Raw genomic sequence first — 20,674 nt, 5'->3', positions numbered from 1 at the left:
AAAACGGCGGATTGGCGGGATTTCAGATAACGGCTTCGTTATCGCTTACGGCCGTTTTGCCAAAAACCCTTCAGCCATCAACCGAAATGCCTCGATCGCCTTCGGCAGCACAGTCTTCGGATCATCGCTCGCCGCCACCCAAAGCGCAGCGTTAAGGGCAGCACCACACAAAAGCCGACCGGCGGCTTCGGTATCGCAGGGTTTCAGACGACCCGCCTCGTTCAGTTTTCGCACCGCCTGCATGGTTTCCTGAAGGCAGCTGTTCTGGCTGGGCCACTGTGACGGATCGCCGAGCACAGCCGGGCCATCGAGCAGCACGATACGCTGAACTTCCGGAACAAGCGCCATCTCGATATAGGCGGCTGCCTGCTGCTGCAGCCCTTCCCACAGATCGTCGCATTTCGCGCCGATCGCTTCAGCGCGGGCCGCCATCTCGCCATCGATCTGGTGCACGACAGCGGCAAGCAGTCCGCGCTTGTCACCGAAATTGGAATAGAGCGCGCCGCGCGTCAGACCCGCGTCCGCCGTCAGATCATCCATCGAGGCGGCGGAATATCCCTTTTCGGCGAACGCCTTGCGTGCCGCCGCAATCAGTTTCGCGCGATTTTCTTCCATGGTTTCAGCACGGGTTTTCGCCACAGCAGACCTCCAACTTCACATACGCAACGTATTTGGAATTGACATACGCGCCGTATTCCACTAGATAAATATACGCGTCGTATATCAAAACATAAACGCATCGTGAAGTGCCGGCAGCATGGAGCGGCGGCGCAAATGAAACCCAAGAAAGGCAAGTGTTATGACGAAACGCGAAGCAATCTTTCCCGAGGGCCGGCATGCCCTTTATGAAGAACATGGTTATTCGGCCGCCGTGCGTTCGGGCGAACTTCTGTTCGTTTCCGGACAGGTGGGAAGCCGGGAAGACGGATCGCCGGAGCCGGATTTCGAGGCACAGGTACGCCTCGCATTCAGCAATCTGATCGCCGTTCTCAAGGCTGCGGGTGCGACGCTGGATGATGTCATCGACGTCACCACATTCCACACCGATCCGAAGGCGCAGTTCGATACGGTTATGAAAGTCAAATCAGAGATGTTCGCCGAAAAGCCCTACCCGACATGGACGGCAGTCGGTATTAACTGGCTTGCCGGTTTCGATTTCGAGATCAAGGTGATCGCGCGTATTCCGTAAAACGCAAGATGTCGTTTCATACCGGCCGTGAGCGATTGCGGCCGGTCATCTGCGATCAATGCCCGGAACCGCTCGCCATGGATTGCAGCGTGCGCGTGAGAGCCGAGTGATCATAAGGCTTGGAGAAGAACACGCCGCCGTGCGGAACCTCGACTTCACTGATATGCACATGTCCGGATGTGAGGATGATCTCGATAGGCGGCCAGCGATCGCGCACGGCAGCGGCGAGAAGAAGGCCATCCATACTGCCCGGCATATCGATATCCGTGAACACGACACAGATATCGCTGCGACATTCGAGAATCTTGATCGCTTCATCGGCATTCGCGGCTTCAAGCGCCTCGAAACCGGCGTCTTCGACCAGATCGACCGCCATCATGCGCAAAAGCGGTTCGTCTTCCACGACAAGAACCGTAGGCTTGGCAAACATCTGTGATTGACCCATTTTCAGCCGGCTTCCTGCAAATGTGAGAGCGACGCGCGCATCACTATCATGATTCCCGGTGCGTCATAACGGATGTCGACGTCTCCGGTTCCCAGAAGCCCCATGCGAATGAGACGTGAACCGAAACCACGCTGTGTCGGTTCCGTCACCGGCGGCCCCCCTGCCTCCTGCCAGGAGAAGGATAGTTGCGGGTTATCAGCAGGGCCGCTGATGTCCCATTTGACGGCCACCTTCCCCGTTTCGTTCGAAAGGCTACCATATTTCACCGCATTGGTCGCCAATTCGTGCAGTAGCAGCATGACAGACTGCGTCGCCTTCGGGCCGATGAAGATGGCTGGTCCGGAAACGTCGGCCCGTTCCAGCATGCCGATCCGATCCAGCGTATCCGAAACCAGATCCTTTATGGAAGCGCCTGTCCAATTGCGGTGGATCAGCACATCATGGGCCGAACTCAACGCCTGAAGCCGCTTCTCGAAGGATTCGATCGGACCGCGGTTCTGGACAGCGCGCAGGGTCTGGGTGGCGATCGCCTGCACGATCGACAGCGTGTTCTTCAGCCGGTGGCTGAGTTCGCGGTTGAGGATATCCTGATCCATCTCCGCCAGCAGCCGGCCAATCGCCGACTGCAGACGGTCGCCAACACTGCGAATGAAATCCAGTTCGGCATCGGACCATTGACGCGGCTCGTTAGAATGCACGAACACCACGAGATTGAACTGGCCCTTGTCGAAGACCGGCACGTTGACCAGTACCCGGATGCCGATATCAAGCAGCGTCTGAAATTGGTCGCGCGTGCGCGGATCCGTGGTGACATCGCCAATCAGAACGGTCTCACCACGGCGCAGGTCCTCGATAAAGGATCCGTAATCACGAAAATGATGCAGGCCTTCCAGCGTGGCGACACCCGGTGCGCGCCAGTCGCGGTGCATCAGCACGGTTTCTGCGACGGGATCGACCATGCCGAAACCGGCACGGGTGGCGCCGAGTGCCTCTGCCATCAGTTCGGCTGCATCAAAAGCTGCTTGCTGGACATCGTCAGTATCGCGCAGAACGTCGCCCAGCCTGATCAGCGCCTGCATCCGCGCATGCGCATTGCGCTCCTCGGTCACATCCTTGAGGGTGCCGACCATACGCATCGCACGGCCTTCAGCGTCACGATGGAAAGAGGCGCGGCGCGAAATCCAGCGGATAGCGCCTTGCGGCGTATGAATTCGGTATTCGGTCTCAAGCGATGCCGTGCCGTCCATCCGCGTCCTGTCAGCGGAAGGTAGATGGCGGTCTTGTGGCAGGATGAAATCGTAAATGACGTTGGCCGGATATTCGTCCTGAATAGGCAAATGAAAGATGCGGCAGCCTTCCGCCGAAATTTTCATGCGGCCTGAAGCAACATCGATATCGAACGTGCCGATACCGCCCGCTTCCTGCGCGGCGATGCTGCTGGCCGCAATGGCGCGAACTTCCGAGCTAATGCGCTTCTGGCGACGGAACAGATCATCCTTGCGGCTGGAAATACGCCGCATTTCCAGAAGAACGACCACCTGCCGCGCCAAGGCGGCCAACGAACGGCGCTGCGTATCGTTCAGTCCATCCGGCCGCGCCACCTTGTCGATCACGCACAGGGTTCCGATCGCCACGCCCTCCGGCGAGATCAGCGGCGCTCCCGCATAAAAGCGGATGAACGGATCGTGGGTGACGAGACGGTTGTCACGCGTGCGGACATCAGCGCTCAAATCCGGAATAACGAGCAGGTCGCTGCTGGTGAGGGAATGTGCACAGACCGATTGTCCGATCGGCGTCTCACACTGCTCGAAACCGATACGCGCCTTGAACCATTGCCGCTCGGTCTCGACAAGACTGACGAGAGATACCGGTGTCTGGCAGATTTCCGAGGCAAGCAGGACGATATCATCGAATTCCGGCTCCGGCGGCGTATCCATGATCTCGTAAAGGGCAAGCGCTTCCAGCCGTCGGGTGTCGTCACGCTCAGATGTCACCGTCTACTCAACCTTTTGCCGGACTGCCTTGCACAGCCCAACATGGCGCAAACCGCTAAAAAAGCAATATGCACCATATGGATCCGATACTTGCTCGGTCGCCTGTCATTCGGCCGCCTGCAGCGGACGCTCCTTCGGCGCATTGGCGGCACGACCGTGGGCCAGCGCCAGTTCGTCATGCAGACGCTGCGCTTCCTGGGCATGCGGCTTGCCGAAGCGGGCCAGCAGAAGATAGGCAACCGGGGTGATGTAGAGTGTCACCAGCGTCGCCATGCCGAGGCCGCCGACGATGACCCAGCCGAGCGCGATACGGGCTTCGGCGCCTGCCCCTTGCGCCAGAACCAGCGGCACGCCGCCGAGCACGGCTGCAATCATCGTCATCATCACGGGCCGCAGACGAATGCTGCAGGCCTTTTCGATCGCTTCCCGGCACGAGGCACCGGCATCACGCAGGTGATTGGCGAACTCAACGATGAGAATGCCGTTCTTGGCCATGACGCCGATCAAGAGCACGAGGCCGATCTGGCTGTAGACGTTGAGGCTCGATCCGGTCAGCACCAGCGCGAAGACGGCGCAGGCGAGACCGAGCGGCACGGTCGACATGATGATGATCGACGACAATACGCTTTCGAACTGCGCCGCCAGAACCAAAAAAATGATGGCGATGGCGAAACCGAAGGTGAGCGCCATGCCGGAGGAGTTTTCCTGAAGCGTAGCGGCTTCGGCAAGCGGTATCAGGCGCGAGCCCTGCGGCATCAGAGGTTCGGCCAGTTGGGTGGCAACCTGCACCGCCTGACCGAGCGACACGCCATCCTTGAGACCCGCTGAGAAGGAGACGGCAGCCAGCTGCTGTTCACGGCGCAGTGACGGCGACACGGCGCGCTCTTCCAGCGTGGCGACCGTGGACATCGGCACCATGCGCCCGTCCTTGGTCTTCAGAAAAATGTTTTCGAGATCGGTCGGATCATCGATCGGCCGCGTCGTCGATTTCAGCTTGACCGGGATCGCCTCGCCATCGACGAAAACATCAACGACGGACCTGCCTTCCAGCAGCGACTGGATGGAGGTGCCGAGCGCCTTGATATCGATGCCGAGGTCGGACGCACGCTCGCGGTTGACGGTGACAAAGATCTGCGCCTGGTTCGGTTCGTCATTGAGGCGGGGCGTATCGAACAGGTTGGTCTGGCGCAGTGCCTCGACAAGCTTGATCGACGCCTCCGTCAGCGCCTCGTGATCGGTGCCGACCATCGCCATCTGCAGGCCGTTGCCGGCGCCACGGATGCGAAGACTGTTCTGCTGCACGGCATTGCCGCGCAGAGCCGGCACGGTGGAAACGGCGGCGTTGATATCCTTGACGATCTGCGCCTGGCTGCGCTCACGTTCGCCCCAGGGCGCCAGAGTGAGTACCATGAAGCCGCTGTTGGACGCACCGCCCTGCCCCGAAATCGAGAAGATGTTCTGGATCTCGCCGCTGTCACGCAGCGGCTGCAGCTTTTCCTCGATCAGTTGCAGCTTGTCGCGCGTGTAATCGAGGCTGACCCCTTCCGGTGCGGTGGCGCGCAGCATGACCATGGCGCGATCTTCCTGCGGTGTCAGTTCGCTGTGGACCCGGCCGAACATCGTATAGGCGACACCGGCAATCAACAGCCCGACGATGATGACGGCCAGCGGCGCGTTGAGGCAGGCGCTGAGGCTGCGGGTATAAAGCGAGGAGAGGAAGCCGCCAAAGCGACCGAGCATGCCGTGATCCTCGCGCATCGGCTTTGTCAGCATGCGCGACGCCATCATCGGGCAGAGCGTCAGCGCGGTAATCGACGAAAGACCCACGGCGAATGCCAGCACGAAACCGAACTCGCGGAACAGGCCGCCCATCTGGCCGGGCAGGAAGGACAGCGGAATGAACACGGCCGCGAGCGTTGCCGTCGTCGCCAGAACCGCAAAAAACACTTCCTGTGTGCCAAGCACGGCAGCAGCGCGCGGCCCCATGCCTTCGGCACGTCGTCGCACGATATTTTCCAGCACCACGATCGCGTCATCCACCACCAGGCCGGTGGCGAGAACGATGGCAAGCAGCGTCAGGATATTGATGGAGAAGCCGACCATATAGATCGCCACCAGCGTGCCGATCAGGGCGACCGGGATGGTGAGAGCCGGGATCAGTGTCGCCTTCCAATCGCGCAGGAAGAGATAGATGACCACCACGACGATCAGGCTGGAGAGCCCGAGCGCAATTTCCACCTCGTGCAACGCGCCTTCGATGAAGACGGCATCGTCACTGGTAATGGCGATGCGCGTGCCTTCCGGCAGGTTGGGCTGCAGGGCAGCGACGGCCTTCTTGACGCCTTCGGAAATGCTGAGCGTGTTGGACTGCGCCTGACGCAGCACGCCGAGGCCGATACCGGGCACGCTGTTGGAGCGCAGCGCCGTGGTGCCATCATCCGGGCCGAGCATGACGGTCGCGACATCGCGCAGACGAACATTGTCGCCGATCAGGATGTTTTCGAAATCCTCCGGCTTGGTGAGGTTGGCGGTCGCGCGGACGATGATGTCCTGCGTGGAGGATTCCAGCGAGCCGGCCGGCACGTCCAGTGCGGCGGTGGACAGGGATGCGGACAGATCGGCGATCGTCAGGCCGCGACCGGCCAGCGCTTCCTGATCGACGTCAACGCGAAACACCTTTTCCTGATCGCCATAGAGCTCGACGTCGGCAACGCCATCGACGGCGGCCAGACGGTCGGAAATCTCGTTTTCGACCAGCAGCGTCAGGTCTTCCATCGACAGGGTCGTGGACGTGACGGCAAGGCGCATGATCGGCTGGCTGTCGCTGTCGGCCTTGATGATGCGCGGTTCGTCGGCATCCTCCGGCAACTGGTTGGTGACGCGTCCGAGCGCATCGCGCACATCGTTGGCGGCAACGGCGAGATCGGCGGTGTCGCTGAATTCCAGCGTCACGCGGCTCTGGCCGAAATCGGAGATGGATGAGATCGTTTTGAGACCGCTGACGCGGGCAACGGCGCCTTCGATGATATCGGTGACTTCCTGGTCCATCGTCTGGGCGGAGGCGCCGTCATAGGTGGTGCGCACGCTGATGACCGGCTGGTCGACATCCGGCAATTCGCGCACTTCGATGCCGACAAGTGCTGCCAGTCCGGCAACGACGAGCAGCGTGTTCAGAACCGCGGCGAGAACCGGGCGACGAACGAACAATGCGGTAAAGGTCTTCTGGCTGTTGGCGCTTTTTTCGTGGCCGGACCTGTTTTCGGTCTCGTCATTGATGCTCATCGGCTGGCGACCTCCGGCGGCTTTTCACCGGCAATGCGGACGGTGCCGTTTTCACGCACGCGCTGCAAACCTTCGGTGGCAACGATATCGCCTTCCTTCACACCGCCGGCGACGAGAATGGCATCGGGATTGCGCTGGATGATGCGCACGCGGGCCTTGACCGACTTCTTGTCGACGATCTGCCAGACGAACGAACCCTTGCTGTCCCACTGGACGGCCAGCGGATCGACCGTGGCATAGGTTTCGCCGGGAAAACGCATGGTGACGCCGAAGGACATGCCGGCGCGCAGGAGGTCGTCCTCGTTTTCGATCTTGGCGCGAATGCGGATGGTGCGGCTGGCAGGATCGACACGGTTGTCGATGGCATCCAACGATCCTTCAAAGACGCGGCCCGGACGTGAAGCCGATGTCGCCTCGACCGGCATGCCGACCTTGACCTGCACGGCAAAACGTTCCGGCGCCCAGAAATCGACCAGCAGCTGCTGGCGGTTGTCCACCTGCACGACATTGCTGGCTGTAGTGACGTTGTCGCCGATATTGATGGCGACGATGCCGACAATGCCATCGATGGGAGCAACCACGGAGCGGCGCTTCAGGGCCAGTTCGGCATTGGTCAGCGCCAGCTGCGCGGTTTCCTTGGCGATCTGGGCGTCGAGGACATCGAGGCGGGAGAAACTCTTGAGTGCCGAATAGCTCTCGGCCTTTTCGGTGGCGCTGCGAAGCAGGACCTTTGCCTGATCACGCAGGATGATCTGCTCTTCGTCATCGAGCTGGGCAAGGATCTGGCCCTTGGTGACCATGTCACCGGATTTGACGTGGATCTCGTTGATCGTGCCTGCCGCCTGCGGCATGACGATGACCGACTGGATGGCCTCACCGCTGCCGATGGCCGACAGCTGGTCGTTGACGATACCCTTGCCGACCGGGCGTGTGGCGACCAGAACAGCCTGCTGACCACCGCCACCGGCGCGTGGCGTGGCTGCTGCGGTGCCATTACCAGAGGATGGCTCGGCCGAGACAGGCTCAGTCACGGCCGGATTGATCTTCGCCACCACACTTTCCGGAGCGCCCATGGAAACAAGTGTTCGGGCAGCATCCGCCGACAACCAGACCCACAAACAGAGCCCCGCAAGCAACACTGCAACCGAGGTCAGGAGCTGGTTTCCGATCCGCATGCATGTCTCCGGCATTCAACTTGAGTGAGCGAAGTATCTCCGTTTCAGCCTCTTTGCGCAATGCTTGGCGGGGTACCTTACCGATTTGTAACCTATGGGAATTTCACGCATATGTCAGATGCGCAAACCTTGTTCAGGCAAGATCATTTCCTGTGCATATTGCTTGCCATCAGGCTGCCTGTTTCCGCCTTTACTGTAACCATCAGCGAGAAAGTCCCCAGCGGACATGGCAAATTGGAATGAAACCAGAACATCTTTTCTGGCCTTTCGGTTCCGAATCACTACATTGGCCCCATGAGTAACAGTTTCGACGATATCCCGTTCTTCGATGAAGAGCCGGAACCCCGCAGCCCTAAGAGCCGCGGCAACGATGCCTCTGTCCCGGCCGCCGGTCAGGCAGCCCCGCCGGCAGGCGGTGGCCTGGGCATTGCTGCCCGCGCCATGGCGGCGCGCGACCTGAACCGTGCCTCCATCGACTACCTGTCCGGCCTCAACCCGGAACAGCGCGAGGCGGTGGAGACGATCGACGGTCCGGTTCTCGTCCTCGCCGGCGCCGGCACCGGCAAGACACGCGTGCTGACCACCCGCATCGCCCATATCCTTGCGACCGGAAAGGCATGGCCGAGCCAGATCCTTGCCGTGACCTTCACCAACAAGGCGGCGCGCGAGATGAAGGAGCGCATCGGCGTTCTTGTCGGCGGCGCCGTCGAAGGCATGCCGTGGCTCGGTACGTTTCACTCGATCGGTGTGAAACTGCTCAGACGTCATGCGGAACTGGTGGGCCTGCGCTCCGACTTCACCATTTTGGACACCGACGACGTGGTGCGGCTGATCAAGCAGCTGATTCAGGCCGAAGGTCTGGACGACAAGCGCTGGCCGGCAAAACAGTTTGCCGGCATGATCGATGGCTGGAAGAACAAGGGCCTGCTGCCGCCAGATATTCCGGAAGGTGACGCCCGCGCTTTTGCCAATGGCAAGGGCCGCGAGCTTTATGCCGCCTATCAGGCACGCCTGCGCACACTCAATGCCTGCGATTTCGGCGATCTTCTGCTGCATCCGATCGCGCTGTTCCGCAAGGCGCCGGATCTGTTGAAGGAATATCACGAGCGCTTTCGTTATATCCTTGTCGACGAGTATCAGGACACCAATACCGCCCAGTACATGTGGCTGCGTCTGCTGGCGCAGCGCCCCAAGGGCGTGCCGCAAAATGTCTGCTGCGTCGGTGACGATGACCAGTCGATCTATGGCTGGCGCGGTGCCGAGGTGGACAACATTCTCCGCTTCGAAAAGGATTTTCTCCGCGCCAAGGTGATCAAGCTGGAGCGCAATTATCGCTCCACAGAGCATATTCTCGGCGCCGCTGGCCATCTAATCGCCCATAACGAAGGGCGATTGGGAAAGACGCTGTTTACCGATCGTAGCGATCCGGACGACGAGAAGGTTCAGGTGCATGCCGCCTGGGATTCGGAAGAGGAAGCGCGCGCCGTCGGCGAGGAAATCGAACGGCTGCAGCGTGGCGACGCCACCAATGGCAAAAAACATGCGCTGAACGACATGGCGATCCTCGTGCGTGCCTCCTTCCAGATGCGCGAGTTCGAAGACCGGTTTGTCACCCTTGGCCTCAACTATCGCGTCATCGGCGGCCCGCGCTTTTACGAGCGTCTCGAAGTGCGCGATGCGATGGCCTATTTCCGCCTCGTCTGCCAGCCGGCCGACGATCTGGCCTTCGAGCGCATCGTCAACACACCGAAACGCGGGCTGGGCGACACCACCATCCGCAACCTGCATGACTATGCCCGCGCCCGTGACATTCCGATGCTGGCGGCAGCTTCCGACATCATCGAGACGGACGAGCTGAAGCCGAAGGCGCGCAAGGCGCTGTTCGACGTCATCGCCAGCTTCAAGAACTGGCAGGAGCGGCTGGAAACCATGCCGCATACGGAACTGGCCGAACAGATTCTCGAAGAATCCGGCTATACCGACATGTGGAAGAACGACAAATCGGCGGAAGCGCCGGGGCGTCTGGAAAACCTGAAAGAACTGATCCGTTCAATGGAGCAGTTCGAAAGCATGCGCGGTTTCCTCGAGCACGTGTCGCTGGTCATGGATGCCGAGACCAACGAAAACCTCGACGCCGTGTCGATCATGACCCTGCACTCGGCAAAAGGTCTGGAATTCGACACCGTGTTCCTGCCCGGCTGGGAGGAAGGCCTGTTTCCGCACCAGCGGGCGCTGGATGAAGGGGGACGTTCGGGGCTGGAGGAGGAACGCCGCCTCGCCTATGTGGGCCTGACGCGCGCCAAACACCGTTGCCATCTGTGGTTCGTTTCCAACCGGCGTATTCACGGCCTGTGGCAATCGACCATGCCGTCACGGTTCCTCGACGAACTGCCGCCGGCACATGTGGATGTCGCCGAACCTTCGGATTCGAGCTATGGCGGTTATGGCGGACGCGGCGGTTACGGCCAGTCGCGTTTCGACAAGGCCGAACCGTTCTCCAACTCCTATTCGACACCGGGCTGGAAACGCGCGCAGGCCAACAAGTCCGACGCCACCCGCGACAACTGGGGTTCACGCTCCGGCCATGCGGTGGAACGCATCGGTTACGGCGAGAGCGGCCCGCGCGGTCGCACGATCGACGGCGAACTTGTGGCCAAGTCGGTCGCCACAACGCCATCGAAATATTTCGTCGGCGACCGGGTTTTCCATATCAAGTTCGGCAATGGCAATGTCTCAGCGGTGGAAGGCAACAAGCTGACCATCGAATTCGACCGCGCCGGTGAAAAACGTGTGCTCGACGGTTTTGTCGAGCGGGCGCCAGCCAAAGACAAAGAATGAAATGAGGTCGGGCATGCGCATCTGGGTCATGTCCGATCTCCACCTCGAATTTACCGCCCTGTCTCTACCGCTAACAATCCCGCAGGCTGATGTCTGCGTGGTGGCGGGCGATGTGCTGACCAGGGGCGTGGTGCCGAGCCTTGAATGGCTGGCAGACAACGTTGCCGGTCACATGCCCGTCGTGTTCGTTGCCGGAAATCACGAATTTTACGATGCCGCCTTCGGCGACAGCATTCTTGCCGGCAAGGCATTTGCTGCGGGCATCGACAACCTGCATTTTCTCGATGGTGAAACAGTCGACATTGCCGGCGTACGATTTGCGGGCGGCACCTTATGGACGGATTTTTGCCTGCATGACTGGCAGGACAGCGCCATGGCGGAAGCCCGGAGCCGCATGAACGACTATCGCAAGATCAAGTATGCGAAAAAGCCGTTTCGAAAGTTCCTGCCGATCAACAGCCTGAACAAGCATCGGCTTGACCGCACGGCCATCGAGACTGCCATGACGGGCGAAGGGAACGGCCGGCTGGTGATCGTTACCCATCATGCGCCAAGCGAGCGATCCCTGCCGACGGCCGATCGTGCGACGCTGATTGCCGCCGCCTATGCATCGGACCTGACCAGCATGATCGAGGCCGGCAAGCCGGATCTATGGATCCATGGCCATATTCACCACCACAGCGACTACATGATTAGCGAAACCCGCGTGCTCGCCAATCCGCGCGGTTATCCCGGACAGGAGACGTTCGGCAATTTCGATCCGGCTTTTGTCGTGGCGGTATAGGCGTTTCATCCCGGCACAAATCGGCGCTGGCCAACGAGCAAATTCGCCCCATATTTCTCAAGGCAAGAAGACGGCCTAACAGATTGGCTGGATTGAGAAAATCGGGGTGCGACGTGGGTAAATTTACGGGTGGATTAAAGATTGCCCTCATCATCGGTCTGGGGGTCATCGTACCTGGGGCGGCGCTTGTCATCGGCGCGGTCGGCTGGTGGACCTATAGCGGCCTGCAAGGTGAACGCGACAAACCACTGGTGCGGTTTGCCAGAATGCTGTCCAACAATGACAGAAAAGTCGTGGAGATGGCGAAGGCGCTGGAAGAGGAGCCGGAGAAGGCGTTTGCCAGAGCCGATTTCTCCGAAGTCGTCGGGGAAGGATGGGACCCGTCGGAGGATGCCAACACCACGGCACTCGTCTATTTCGCGGCCAATAGCCGGTTCGACCGTGCACGCCTGTATGAGCGGCTTGCATTGTTCGACTGGAAAGAAAGCGGCGACGAGGTTGCCGACGCGTTCGACGCCATGCTGACAGCCTCAGGAGTGGGCAAACCGTCTCCCAGTGAACGTCAGGCAATATTGAAAGAGGCGAGAGACCTTGCCGGCGAATATACGGAATTGCCCGTACTGATCGGCCGCTACGACAGGTTCTTCCGTTCAGCAGGCCTGCAACTGACCCACCTGAACACAAACTCCGATGCCTACCTTCTTGTGTCATTACCCCAAAAAGCAGCAGACTGCTGGACTGGTGCAAAGTTGCCAGACGCGCGATTGGGTGAAGGCCAACAGCTCTTTGTCGAACCGGCCATCATGCAATCCGGAGCCTTCATCAAGGATCACCTGCCAAACCTGCTGCCTCACATAGAAAATGCAGCGCAAAAGCCATTCCCCAAGTCCGCATGCCTTCCCATACGCCACGTTCTGAGAGACATGATATTCGGCCAGTCCGAAAAAGCGCCGGCGGGGCTGCGTCCGACCTCAATGACGACCACAACCGACAGCGCTCCCCTTGCATCGACCGAATCCCTGAAACCGGACATGCCCGCCCTGATCGATCGCGCCGATCGCTGGTTACGTGCCAATCGTCCCGGATTCTACGCCGGTCTCAAGCCCGGTGTGTCCGACGCAGAGCTGGATGCCTATGAAAGACGTTTCGGCCTGACACTGCCGCCCGAACTGCGGTTGGTGTGGAAATGGAAAAACGGCTCGCCCGATGATCCGCTTGTGGGTGACGAAAGTTCAGATGCCCTTCTGCACAACCATCGTTTCATCTCACTGGACGACAGCGGGGAAACGAAAGCCGAGCTCGACGGCATGATCGGTGCGGATTTCGAAAGTCCCGAATGGTGGAAACGGGAATGGATCCCGTTCACCACCAGTTGGGGTGGCGATCATTATGCCGTCGAGATATCTGATGGTAAAAGCCGGGTCATCGATTTCAGGCATGACGAGGAAACACGCAACATTCTGGCTCCGTCATTTGCCGAGTGGTTCGAGCAATTTGTCGTCACCATGGAACGCGGCGAACTGGAACTATCGTAACCTCCCTCACCGCACACCCTGCCGGCTCAAGAACGCATCGACATCGTCGGTATAGATACCCGGCGTGCCGAGTTTTGCATTGATCTCGCCGTGACGCAGTGCCACGGCCAGAACCTCGGCCTTCGGCCCCGCCTTGCGCGCAAAGGCGCGCGCCTGTTCGCAGGAGGTGCGGCGCAGGCTGGAGCAGACCAGCAGGACCGGCGGCAGCGTTTTGGCATCCTTCAACTGCGCCAAGGGCGAGGTCTTTTCCCAGAAAGCCGGATCCTTGCCGAAAGCGCGGTCGAACAGGCGGGCGTGACCGGCGCGCATCAGCGCCGTCACGTCATAGGCGCCGCTGTCGAGCGCCACCGTGGCGCGCCATGGTTTTACCCCTGCCCTTGTCTGAAGACCGGCATCGGCGGTGACCAGCATGGCGACATGCGCGCCGGCGGAATGGCCCATCAGCACGATCCTGTTCGCATCACCGCCCCATGAAACTGCCTTTTGCTGCACGAATGCGAGTGCCGAGGCCACGTCCTGCGCCTGCTGCAGCGGGTCTGCCTGCGGCAGAAGACGGGTCTCGACGGACACGAAGATCATACCCTTAGGCAGCCAGTGGGCCACCTTGTTATCCACCACATTGGCAGCCGCTTTCGAACCGCGCGCCCAGCCGCCGCCATGCACCATGACGATAATCGGGGCATCGGTGGGCAGCTTGTCCGGCCGGTAGAGATCGAGCCGCTGTTCCGCTGCCTGACCATAGCTAAGATCATGCTGTATACGCACGCCCTGCGGCAGTCTTGAACTCTCGCTGATGGCTCCGCCGCGACGGCGATCGGCATTGAAGCGGTCAAGTGCGGCAGAACAGGTTGGCATCAAGGAAGCATGATGTTCGCGCAGGCAGGACGCAATGGCACCGCCGCCCGGCCGCAGGCCCCGGCAGAACTGGCGATAATCCGCCCGGCAGGCCGACGCCGAGGCGAGCGGCCCTTGTGTCTGTGCCATCACGCCGCCGGCAACGGAGAGACTTGTCGCGACGGCAAGTGAAAGTGCCGCGAGACCACCGCGCAAGCGGAAAAAAGGGAGAGAATGGCGGCGCATGGCACGGCGATCAAGGAATGATGAAAACGGCATCGATCAATCTTTCGGGTCACATCCGCAGCGGCTTCGCGCGGACTGGCCCGATCATCGCGACCATGACCGGCAATCGTCAAGCGTGCTGTTGATGCTGTTACAAACACGAAACAATCACCGGGCCTAAAATGCAAAAACGCCGCCCTCTGGAGGCGGCGTTTTCATCAAAACATGCGGGAGAAAATCAGGCGTCGTTGCCGCGCTTGAACAGGTCCACCAGCGTCTTGCCGGAGGAGGAACCGCCGCGGCCGGGGCGCTTGCCGTCCCATTCGTCAACGATGACCATGTGAGTGATCTCGCCGCGGCGGAAGGCCGCCAGAAACTTGTCATACTGGGCGAAGGCAACGCAGCCATGGCTGTCTCCGCGGGTGCGCAGGAGATAGCTGTGAGCCAGAAGCCCGGTGCGGTTCTTCGGATGCTTGCCGTCGACCGAGGTCAGGCGGATGGCGGCAACGCCATGGAATAGCGATTCGCGCATGGACAGCTTGTAGGTTCCCGCAGGCGTCGGGCCCTTCATCTTCACATGCGTCATATTCGGATCGTCACGCAGCTTGCCGATGCCGGAATGGGCCTCGAGCTTTGTGCCATTGGGCATATGCACGGTCGCATTTGTAATATCGTAGATAGCAACCTTGCTACCGATACCCGGCCAGCTGGGGGCAGAGCGCGACGGCGCGGATGGCGCCGTCTGGCGCATCGGATTGTCGGGCTTGGCGAAGGCGAGCGCGCTCTCCGGCTTATCATCACGAGAAGGTTTTTGCGGCGAAACGCGGGCGATGGCATCGAGACCGCTGCGCGGTGTTGCTCCATCGGCCTCCGGCTTGGCCGGCTTTGCTGCGGCAACGACCTTTTCAGCCTGTGGACGGCCGAACGGCATCGGGCCGTTCTTCGGCAGGATTTCAGCCAGCGCAACTTCGGTCGGCTTTGCTGCCGCGTCGTCTTCGGCTTCAGCCAACTCGACGCCACCGTCAACCTCGACCGGATCGATATCCTTCAGTTCTGCGACGGAGGTCGCCGGGGCGATATCCTGCAAAATGTCCGGCATTTCGCCACGGGGCGCGACGGCCACGACATTTTCCATCGCCGGCATCAATGCGCTGCGAATCACATCCGCATCCGGACGGGCGGCCATCAGAGCGGTGAACTGACGTTCTTCCTCGGCTGCCTTCACCTTGGCGGCAGCTTTACCGAGAGCAACATCGAGACCGCTGCGCACGGCATCATCAGCCGGCCGCAAGGCCGCCATCACTGAGGCTTCCGCGCCGTCAAGGCGGCCGGACTTCGCATCGACGGATGTCGGAATGCGCGAAAACTTGGAGACGTTGATAAGACGCTGCGGGTCCGCGTCCGCGGCCAGCAGATGGTTCTGCTCGGCAGCGACAGGCACCGGCGACGCCACACGCATGGACAGAACGGTCTGGAATTTCGGCTGCGGGGTCAGGTTGGTCGTGCCGGCCATCTTGCCGACAGACAGGACGGCCGCACCAACCCAGACGCCACCGAGCAGCGTCGCACCGAGAATAACGGTGCCGAGGAATGCGACTTTGGATTTGCCTTTGGAGGCCTGCTTGCGGCCTTTTCCCTTGCCAGCGGGACGCTCATAGGGATTGTCGAAATTGTCGATTGTCAGCGCCATACTGGATACCCGCACACTCTACGCACACCGGAGGCGCTACCGAACGCCGCGCCACCGAAATCGGGCGAAACGCATGACTGGAGACTCGAAAGCCCCGAACCATCGTTCGCCGGTTGACGAAGAGAATGCCGAATTATGGTAACCAAAGTGTTTAAGCCGCCCCTGATTTCGATCCCCGGTCAGTTTTCGATCGCGCTAATACAATCGATTACCGACGGAAATTTAGCCAAAATGCGGCGATGGAGCGGCAGATCATGATTAACGAGCCGCTCCCCAGGCTCATCAGCCATCCATCCGCCGGATGGTCACACGCTCCATGAAGAACCATGGGCGGAGACGCACGCCGATGACATTGCCCGCAAAGGCTGCCACGGCCCAAAGGTAACCGTGAAGACTGCCGGATGCAATGCCCGAAAAATAGGCGCCGATATTGCAGCCGTATGCGATGCGCGCACCATAACCGAGCAGCAATCCACCGGCGACGGCGGCGAAGATCGAGCGCAGTGGAATATCGAGGCTCGGGGCAAATTTCCCGGCGAGCGCTGCCGCCAGCATGGCACCGGCAATGATGCCGAAATCCATGACCGAGGTGATATCGGCAAACACGCTTTCAGCCAGCGCCTTGGCATTGCCCGGCTGCTGCCAGTGCGGCCAGGAGGCGACGTCGATGCCGATCAGCTGCGCACCCTTGGCGCCCCAAAGAGCGAAAGCCGAAGTGACACCCCAGGGACGACCGGCAAGTGCCAGCGTCGCGAAATTGAGGATGACGAGTGCAATGGCACCGAACACGAGCGGCCAAGGACCGCGCAGGTAACGGGCAAAGCCATGACGTGGCGACGGGGGCGCCTGTTCGAGCGCGCCATTGCGCTTCTTTTCGACGACGATGGTGATGGCTGCAATCGCGCCGAAGATGGCAAGCGACACGGCAATGCCCCCTACTGCACCAAAGCTCTGAAACAGGGCTGTCGGCGGCAGCGACGGCAGTGATGCCCACCAGCCGGTATGCATGGTGCCGATCAGCGAACCGACAATGAAGAAGAACAGCGTGACCAGCATGCGGGCATTGCCGCCGCCGGCGGTGAACAGCGTGCCTGAGGCGCAACCGCCGCCAAGCTGCATGCCGACGCCGAACATGAAGGCACCGGCGATGACGCCGATGCCGGCCGGCGAGATGTTGCCGCGCACTTCATTGCCAAACAGCGTGCCGCTGGCGAGAAAGGGGAAGAACAGGATGACGGCAAGTGCGAGCAGGATCATCTGCACGCGCAGACCACGCCCCCTGCCCTCGGCGATGAAGACGCGCCAGGCCGAAGTGAAGCCGAAAGCGGCGTGATAAAGCGAGATGCCAAGGGCACCACCGACGAGGAAAAGAGCGCCCTGGGTCGGGCCATAAAAGCCGCCAAGCGCGAGCGTACCGGCAACCAGAACAAGGAGAGCGCCGATGCCGGGAACACCGAGCAGCGGCAGAGCCGCACGCGGTTCGGCGGGAGAAGCGGATATGGACATATAAAACTCCTGAAGTTGGAGTGTTTATAGGGCGAGCACGAAAGGCTTTCGAGGCAAGGATTTGGCCAGTTATGCCCGCGAGCAGATTCCCGTTCTCAAGAAACCGCATTTCATAAAAAAATGTACGCCCGCGGCCGCGCAGCACGCAAAACCGCACCTTCACGAAAACCGCAGAATGATAAATACGGCCGGCGCATATTCTATCGCTTGAGGTTCACCAGCGTTTCCAGCAATTCCGAACCGGTCTGGAAAACCTTGGAATTGGCGGTGTAGATGCGCTGCGCCTGGATCATGTTGGTGAGTTCTTCGGCGAGATCGACATTGGAATCTTCGAGAGCACTATCCATGATCTCCCCAAAGCTGCCACCACCCGCATAGCCGATGACCACGACGCCGGAATCATTGCTCGCCGCATAGACGTTACCCGGCAAGGGGGTGAGATTGTTCGGGCTCTGCACATTGGCCATGGCGATGCGGAATTTCGGCTCGACCTTGCCGTTCGCATAAATCAGCGACAGGACGCCATCGGCACTGATCTCGTAGCCGGAAACATCGCTTGCGGCGCTTCCATCGATCTTGCCGGTCATGACCTCGAACGCAGCCCCGAGTTGGGACGAGCCGGAGATATCGATATCGAGCGAGGCCAGTTCCGTACCGGCAAGATCGAGCGGCAGAGTCGTCAGGCTGTCGGGAGAAATCAGTTCCCCGTCCGTATCGAAGGTGAGTGCCACCGGATCGAGAACGGTCTCTCCCTCATAAGACATGGCGACCGTCCAGGCGTTATCGCCGGTCTTGGTATATTCGACATCGAGCAGCCGCGCATTTCCCTGCGAATCGAAGGCAACCAGCGAGGTCTTGCTGACATCGCCGACAGCGGCGCCTGCCGGCAGATTGGCTTGCAATGTGCCGGCGGAAGAGCCGATCGCCGTCATGCCACCGGACGAGACATTGATCGCCGTCAGCCCATCAAAGCCGTTGATGACGATCGTTGGATCATTCTGCGAAGAATAGGGATAGCCCATCAGCGTATAGCCGGCCGCGTTTTCAAGCGTGCCGTCGCTCTGGACCTCAAAATTACCGGCGCGTGTGAGATATTCGCTGCCGTCGGGACCGGAAACGACGAAAAAACCTTCGCCATCAATGGCCAGATCGCTGGAGGATTTCGTGTAGGAAAAGGCCCCCTGGCTATCGATCGAATAGCGCGTCGTCGTGCCGACACTGCCGGAGTTATAGGTGCCATTCGTTGCCGGCATGATCATCGAGGAAAACTGCGTGTCGACCTTTTTATACCCTGCCGTATTCGCATTGGCGATGTTGTCGGCGATGGCACCCAGCCGATTGGCTTGGGCATTCATGCCGGATACGGCGGTGCGCATGGCTCCAGAAAGACTCATAACAACCTCCAGTGATTGCGACAGAGTTCACGGGCACAACTTGCGCCAGGCTTGCCAAACCCGCATTTTCCGACACATGGACATATTATAGGGAAGAATTACCCTGCCCGGATTTGACACATGAGAATTCCAGACATCGGGTCATGTACTTCCCTTGGTTTCCCTCGGGATCGATTGTGCTAAAATCTCACCACAAGACCGCTTCGCGTTTCTGCAACAGACGTTTGGGCGGGCCGATTCGCTTGAGGAGAAAAGCCATGAAGGCGCTGCTGCTGATCGATATCCAGAACGGTTTTTGCCCGGGCGGCAATCTGGCGGTTCCGGATGGTGACGCGGTCGTGCCGGTGGCCAACCGGCTGATCCGCGAGGGCGGCTATGACGTCATCGTCGCCTCGCAGGACTGGCATCCGGCCGATCACGGCAGCTTCGCCTCGCAGCATCTCGGCGCGAAACCCTTCGACATGGGCGAGCTTTCCGGCCAGCCACAGGTTCTGTGGCCGGACCATTGCGTCCAAGGCACCAGCGATGCGGAGTTTCATTCGGATCTGGAAATGGACGCGGTCGATTATGTCCAGCAGAAAGGCGAAAACCCGGCCGTCGACAGCTATTCGGCATTTCGTGACAACGACCATGCGGCGCTCACAGGCCTTGCCAGTTATCTGAAGGCACAACTGGTCAGCGAGCTCGATATCTGTGGGCTGGCCACCGATTACTGCGTCAAATTTTCCGCTCTGGATGCGCGCGACATGCTGCCGGACGTAAGGGTGCGGTTCGTCTCCGATGCCAGTCGCGGCATTGATCCCCAAGGCGTTAAGGATGCGATTGCGGAAATGAAGGCGCACGGCGTCGGCATCGTCACAAGCGATGACATTCTGGCCGACTGAGCGCCTCACCTTGCGGCATGACGCAGGGCGATGCGCCCTTTCCGCCCGTCAAGACAGATCACCGAAATCGATCAATTGAATAAGCGCAATTCGATTGCCAGCGCCCTCGCCTGCTTCTACACGCAAAGCTCGAACAAGAGCGCGTCAATCACGCTGCAGGGAACGATCCATGGACAGACATGAGCAATTGACGAACGGCCTCAAGAAAGGGGCTGTGGTCGCGCTTTCATCCGCGCCTTTCGGCGTGCTCTTCGGCGCCATCGCCGTCGATAACGGTTTCAGCATCACCGAAGCCGCACTGATGAGTGGGCTCGTTTATGGTGGCGCCAGTCAGCTGGTCGGCATCGAGCTTTTTGGCCACCACGTCGCGGCCTGGATCATCGTTCTCTCCATTCTCGCCGTCAATTTCCGTCACATTCTCTATTCGGCGGCGCTGAGCACGGTGATCGGCCGTTATCCGCATGCTGAACGCTGGCTCGCCTTTTTCCTGCTGGTCGATCCGCAATTTGCCGAAACGGTGAAGCGCGAGGAAAGTGGCCGGGCTGCGACCTTCCGCTGGTACTTCGCCATGGGTGCGGTCGTCTGGGTCTCGTGGGTGATGACCACCGTCATCGGTGCCTATTTCGGCCGCATGATCGGCGATCCCAAGGCATACGGCATCGACGTACTGATGCCGGTCTATTTCCTCGGCTTGACCATGGGTTTCCGCAGCCGCCACAATTTTTTCCCGGTCATGCTGGCCGGCGCCGTAGGCTCCGTCGTTGCTTTCCATTTCATCGGATCGCCCTGGCATATCAGTGTCGGCGCAGTTCTTGGCATTCTGGTTGCCGTGATCCTGCCGCCGCCGAAGGCGCATGAAGAACCGGATGTTTCCGATATGGAAAAGGAGGCGATGTGAC

Annotated in this window: 15 protein-coding genes; 6 read left to right on the top strand and 9 right to left on the bottom strand. The window is 60.2% G+C overall.

The window, feature by feature from the left end:
- Window positions 1–45: 45 nt before the first annotated feature.
- The gene (locus tag GAO09_RS14425; RefSeq protein WP_324184693.1) at window positions 46–639 is read right to left on the bottom strand and encodes a TetR/AcrR family transcriptional regulator; all 594 of its coding nucleotides are present in this window, start codon (window positions 637–639) and stop codon (window positions 46–48) included.
- A gap of 160 nt (window positions 640–799) precedes the next feature.
- Between GAO09_RS14425 and GAO09_RS14420 the strand changes: the two genes are divergently transcribed.
- Window positions 800–1,189: a RidA family protein gene (locus GAO09_RS14420; RefSeq protein WP_153354704.1), complete on the top strand. Its 390-nt coding sequence runs from the start codon at window positions 800–802 to the stop codon at window positions 1,187–1,189.
- A gap of 55 nt (window positions 1,190–1,244) precedes the next feature.
- Here GAO09_RS14420 and GAO09_RS14415 read toward each other — a convergent pair whose 3' ends face one another.
- From GAO09_RS14415 to GAO09_RS14400, 4 genes are all read right to left on the bottom strand, one after another.
- Window positions 1,245–1,634: a response regulator gene (locus GAO09_RS14415; protein WP_235938152.1), complete on the bottom strand. Its 390-nt coding sequence runs from the start codon at window positions 1,632–1,634 to the stop codon at window positions 1,245–1,247.
- 2 nt (window positions 1,635–1,636) lie between these two features.
- Window positions 1,637–3,628 carry a GAF domain-containing protein gene (locus GAO09_RS14410; RefSeq protein ID WP_153354703.1) on the bottom strand — a complete coding sequence of 664 codons (1,992 nt, stop codon included), beginning with the start codon at window positions 3,626–3,628 and terminating at the stop codon, window positions 1,637–1,639.
- A 105-nt stretch (window positions 3,629–3,733) separates the two neighbouring features.
- A complete protein-coding gene (locus GAO09_RS14405; protein ID WP_153354702.1) occupies window positions 3,734–6,910 on the bottom strand; it encodes an efflux RND transporter permease subunit in 3,177 nt (1,058 codons plus the stop codon).
- Window positions 6,907–8,085: an efflux RND transporter periplasmic adaptor subunit gene (locus GAO09_RS14400; RefSeq protein ID WP_153354701.1), complete on the bottom strand. Its 1,179-nt coding sequence runs from the start codon at window positions 8,083–8,085 to the stop codon at window positions 6,907–6,909. The genes GAO09_RS14405 and GAO09_RS14400 overlap by 4 nt, the downstream gene beginning before the upstream one ends.
- A gap of 294 nt (window positions 8,086–8,379) precedes the next feature.
- On the opposite strand from GAO09_RS14400, the gene GAO09_RS14395 reads away from it, so the two are divergent.
- The 3 genes from GAO09_RS14395 (at window position 8,380) to GAO09_RS30365 (ending at window position 13,242) form a co-directional block, all read left to right on the top strand.
- On the top strand, window positions 8,380–10,923 hold the full coding sequence (locus GAO09_RS14395) for an ATP-dependent helicase (protein WP_153354700.1): 2,544 nt from the start codon (window positions 8,380–8,382) through the stop codon (window positions 10,921–10,923).
- 13 nt (window positions 10,924–10,936) lie between these two features.
- Entirely contained in the window at window positions 10,937–11,707 is a 771-nt protein-coding gene (locus GAO09_RS14390; protein ID WP_153354699.1) for a metallophosphoesterase, read from the top strand.
- Window positions 11,708–11,820: 113 nt separating this feature from the next.
- Entirely contained in the window at window positions 11,821–13,242 is a 1,422-nt protein-coding gene (locus GAO09_RS30365; protein ID WP_153354698.1) for an SMI1/KNR4 family protein, read from the top strand.
- Window positions 13,243–13,248: 6 nt separating this feature from the next.
- Here the strand turns inward: GAO09_RS30365 and GAO09_RS14380 are convergent, their stop codons facing one another.
- The 4 genes from GAO09_RS14380 to GAO09_RS14365 form a co-directional block, all read right to left on the bottom strand.
- Entirely contained in the window at window positions 13,249–14,355 is a 1,107-nt protein-coding gene (locus GAO09_RS14380; protein ID WP_153354697.1) for an alpha/beta hydrolase, read from the bottom strand.
- A gap of 184 nt (window positions 14,356–14,539) precedes the next feature.
- Complete coding sequence (locus GAO09_RS14375; RefSeq protein WP_153354696.1) at window positions 14,540–15,991, bottom strand: DUF2778 domain-containing protein; 1,452 nt, start codon at window positions 15,989–15,991, stop codon at window positions 14,540–14,542.
- Window positions 15,992–16,273: 282 nt separating this feature from the next.
- On the bottom strand, window positions 16,274–17,497 hold the full coding sequence (locus tag GAO09_RS14370; RefSeq protein WP_153354695.1) for a YeeE/YedE family protein: 1,224 nt from the start codon (window positions 17,495–17,497) through the stop codon (window positions 16,274–16,276).
- A 200-nt stretch (window positions 17,498–17,697) separates the two neighbouring features.
- Window positions 17,698–18,891, bottom strand: coding sequence for a flagellar hook protein FlgE (locus GAO09_RS14365; RefSeq protein ID WP_153354694.1), 1,194 nt, complete (start codon window positions 18,889–18,891; stop codon window positions 17,698–17,700).
- A 257-nt stretch (window positions 18,892–19,148) separates the two neighbouring features.
- Here GAO09_RS14365 and pncA point away from each other — a divergent pair, with 257 nt between their 5' ends.
- Together pncA and GAO09_RS14355 are read left to right on the top strand one after the other, a co-directional pair.
- Window positions 19,149–19,775: a bifunctional nicotinamidase/pyrazinamidase gene (pncA, locus tag GAO09_RS14360; protein WP_153354693.1), complete on the top strand. Its 627-nt coding sequence runs from the start codon at window positions 19,149–19,151 to the stop codon at window positions 19,773–19,775.
- A gap of 169 nt (window positions 19,776–19,944) precedes the next feature.
- Entirely contained in the window at window positions 19,945–20,673 is a 729-nt protein-coding gene (locus tag GAO09_RS14355) for an AzlC family ABC transporter permease (RefSeq protein WP_153354692.1), read from the top strand.
- Window position 20,674 lies beyond the last annotated feature (1 nt).

Source organism: Endobacterium cereale (assembly GCF_009617585.1).
Taxonomy (GTDB): Bacteria; Pseudomonadota; Alphaproteobacteria; order Rhizobiales; family Rhizobiaceae; genus Neorhizobium; species Neorhizobium cereale.
The sequence above is the reverse complement of the archived record's forward strand: the minus strand, read 5'-3'. Positions and strand labels throughout refer to the sequence as shown.

What these genes read in the sequence shown, in the direction of transcription:
- GAO09_RS14380 (WP_153354697.1), bottom strand. Translation starts at nt 14,355, where the DNA reads ATGCCGTTTTCATCATTCCTTGATCGCCGTGCCATGCGCCGCCATTCT.
- GAO09_RS14365 (WP_153354694.1), bottom strand. Translation starts at nt 18,891, where the DNA reads ATGAGTCTTTCTGGAGCCATGCGCACCGCCGTATCCGGCATGAATGCC.
- GAO09_RS14400 (WP_153354701.1), bottom strand. Translation starts at nt 8,085, where the DNA reads ATGCGGATCGGAAACCAGCTCCTGACCTCGGTTGCAGTGTTGCTTGCG.
- GAO09_RS14415 (WP_235938152.1), bottom strand. Translation starts at nt 1,634, where the DNA reads ATGGGTCAATCACAGATGTTTGCCAAGCCTACGGTTCTTGTCGTGGAA.
- GAO09_RS14405 (WP_153354702.1), bottom strand. Translation starts at nt 6,910, where the DNA reads ATGAGCATCAATGACGAGACCGAAAACAGGTCCGGCCACGAAAAAAGC.
- GAO09_RS14420 (WP_153354704.1), top strand. Translation starts at nt 800, where the DNA reads ATGACGAAACGCGAAGCAATCTTTCCCGAGGGCCGGCATGCCCTTTAT.
- GAO09_RS14390 (WP_153354699.1), top strand. Translation starts at nt 10,937, where the DNA reads ATGCGCATCTGGGTCATGTCCGATCTCCACCTCGAATTTACCGCCCTG.
- GAO09_RS14355 (WP_153354692.1), top strand. Translation starts at nt 19,945, where the DNA reads ATGGACAGACATGAGCAATTGACGAACGGCCTCAAGAAAGGGGCTGTG.
- pncA (WP_153354693.1), top strand. Translation starts at nt 19,149, where the DNA reads ATGAAGGCGCTGCTGCTGATCGATATCCAGAACGGTTTTTGCCCGGGC.
- GAO09_RS14375 (WP_153354696.1), bottom strand. Translation starts at nt 15,991, where the DNA reads ATGGCGCTGACAATCGACAATTTCGACAATCCCTATGAGCGTCCCGCT.
- GAO09_RS14370 (WP_153354695.1), bottom strand. Translation starts at nt 17,497, where the DNA reads ATGTCCATATCCGCTTCTCCCGCCGAACCGCGTGCGGCTCTGCCGCTG.
- GAO09_RS14395 (WP_153354700.1), top strand. Translation starts at nt 8,380, where the DNA reads ATGAGTAACAGTTTCGACGATATCCCGTTCTTCGATGAAGAGCCGGAA.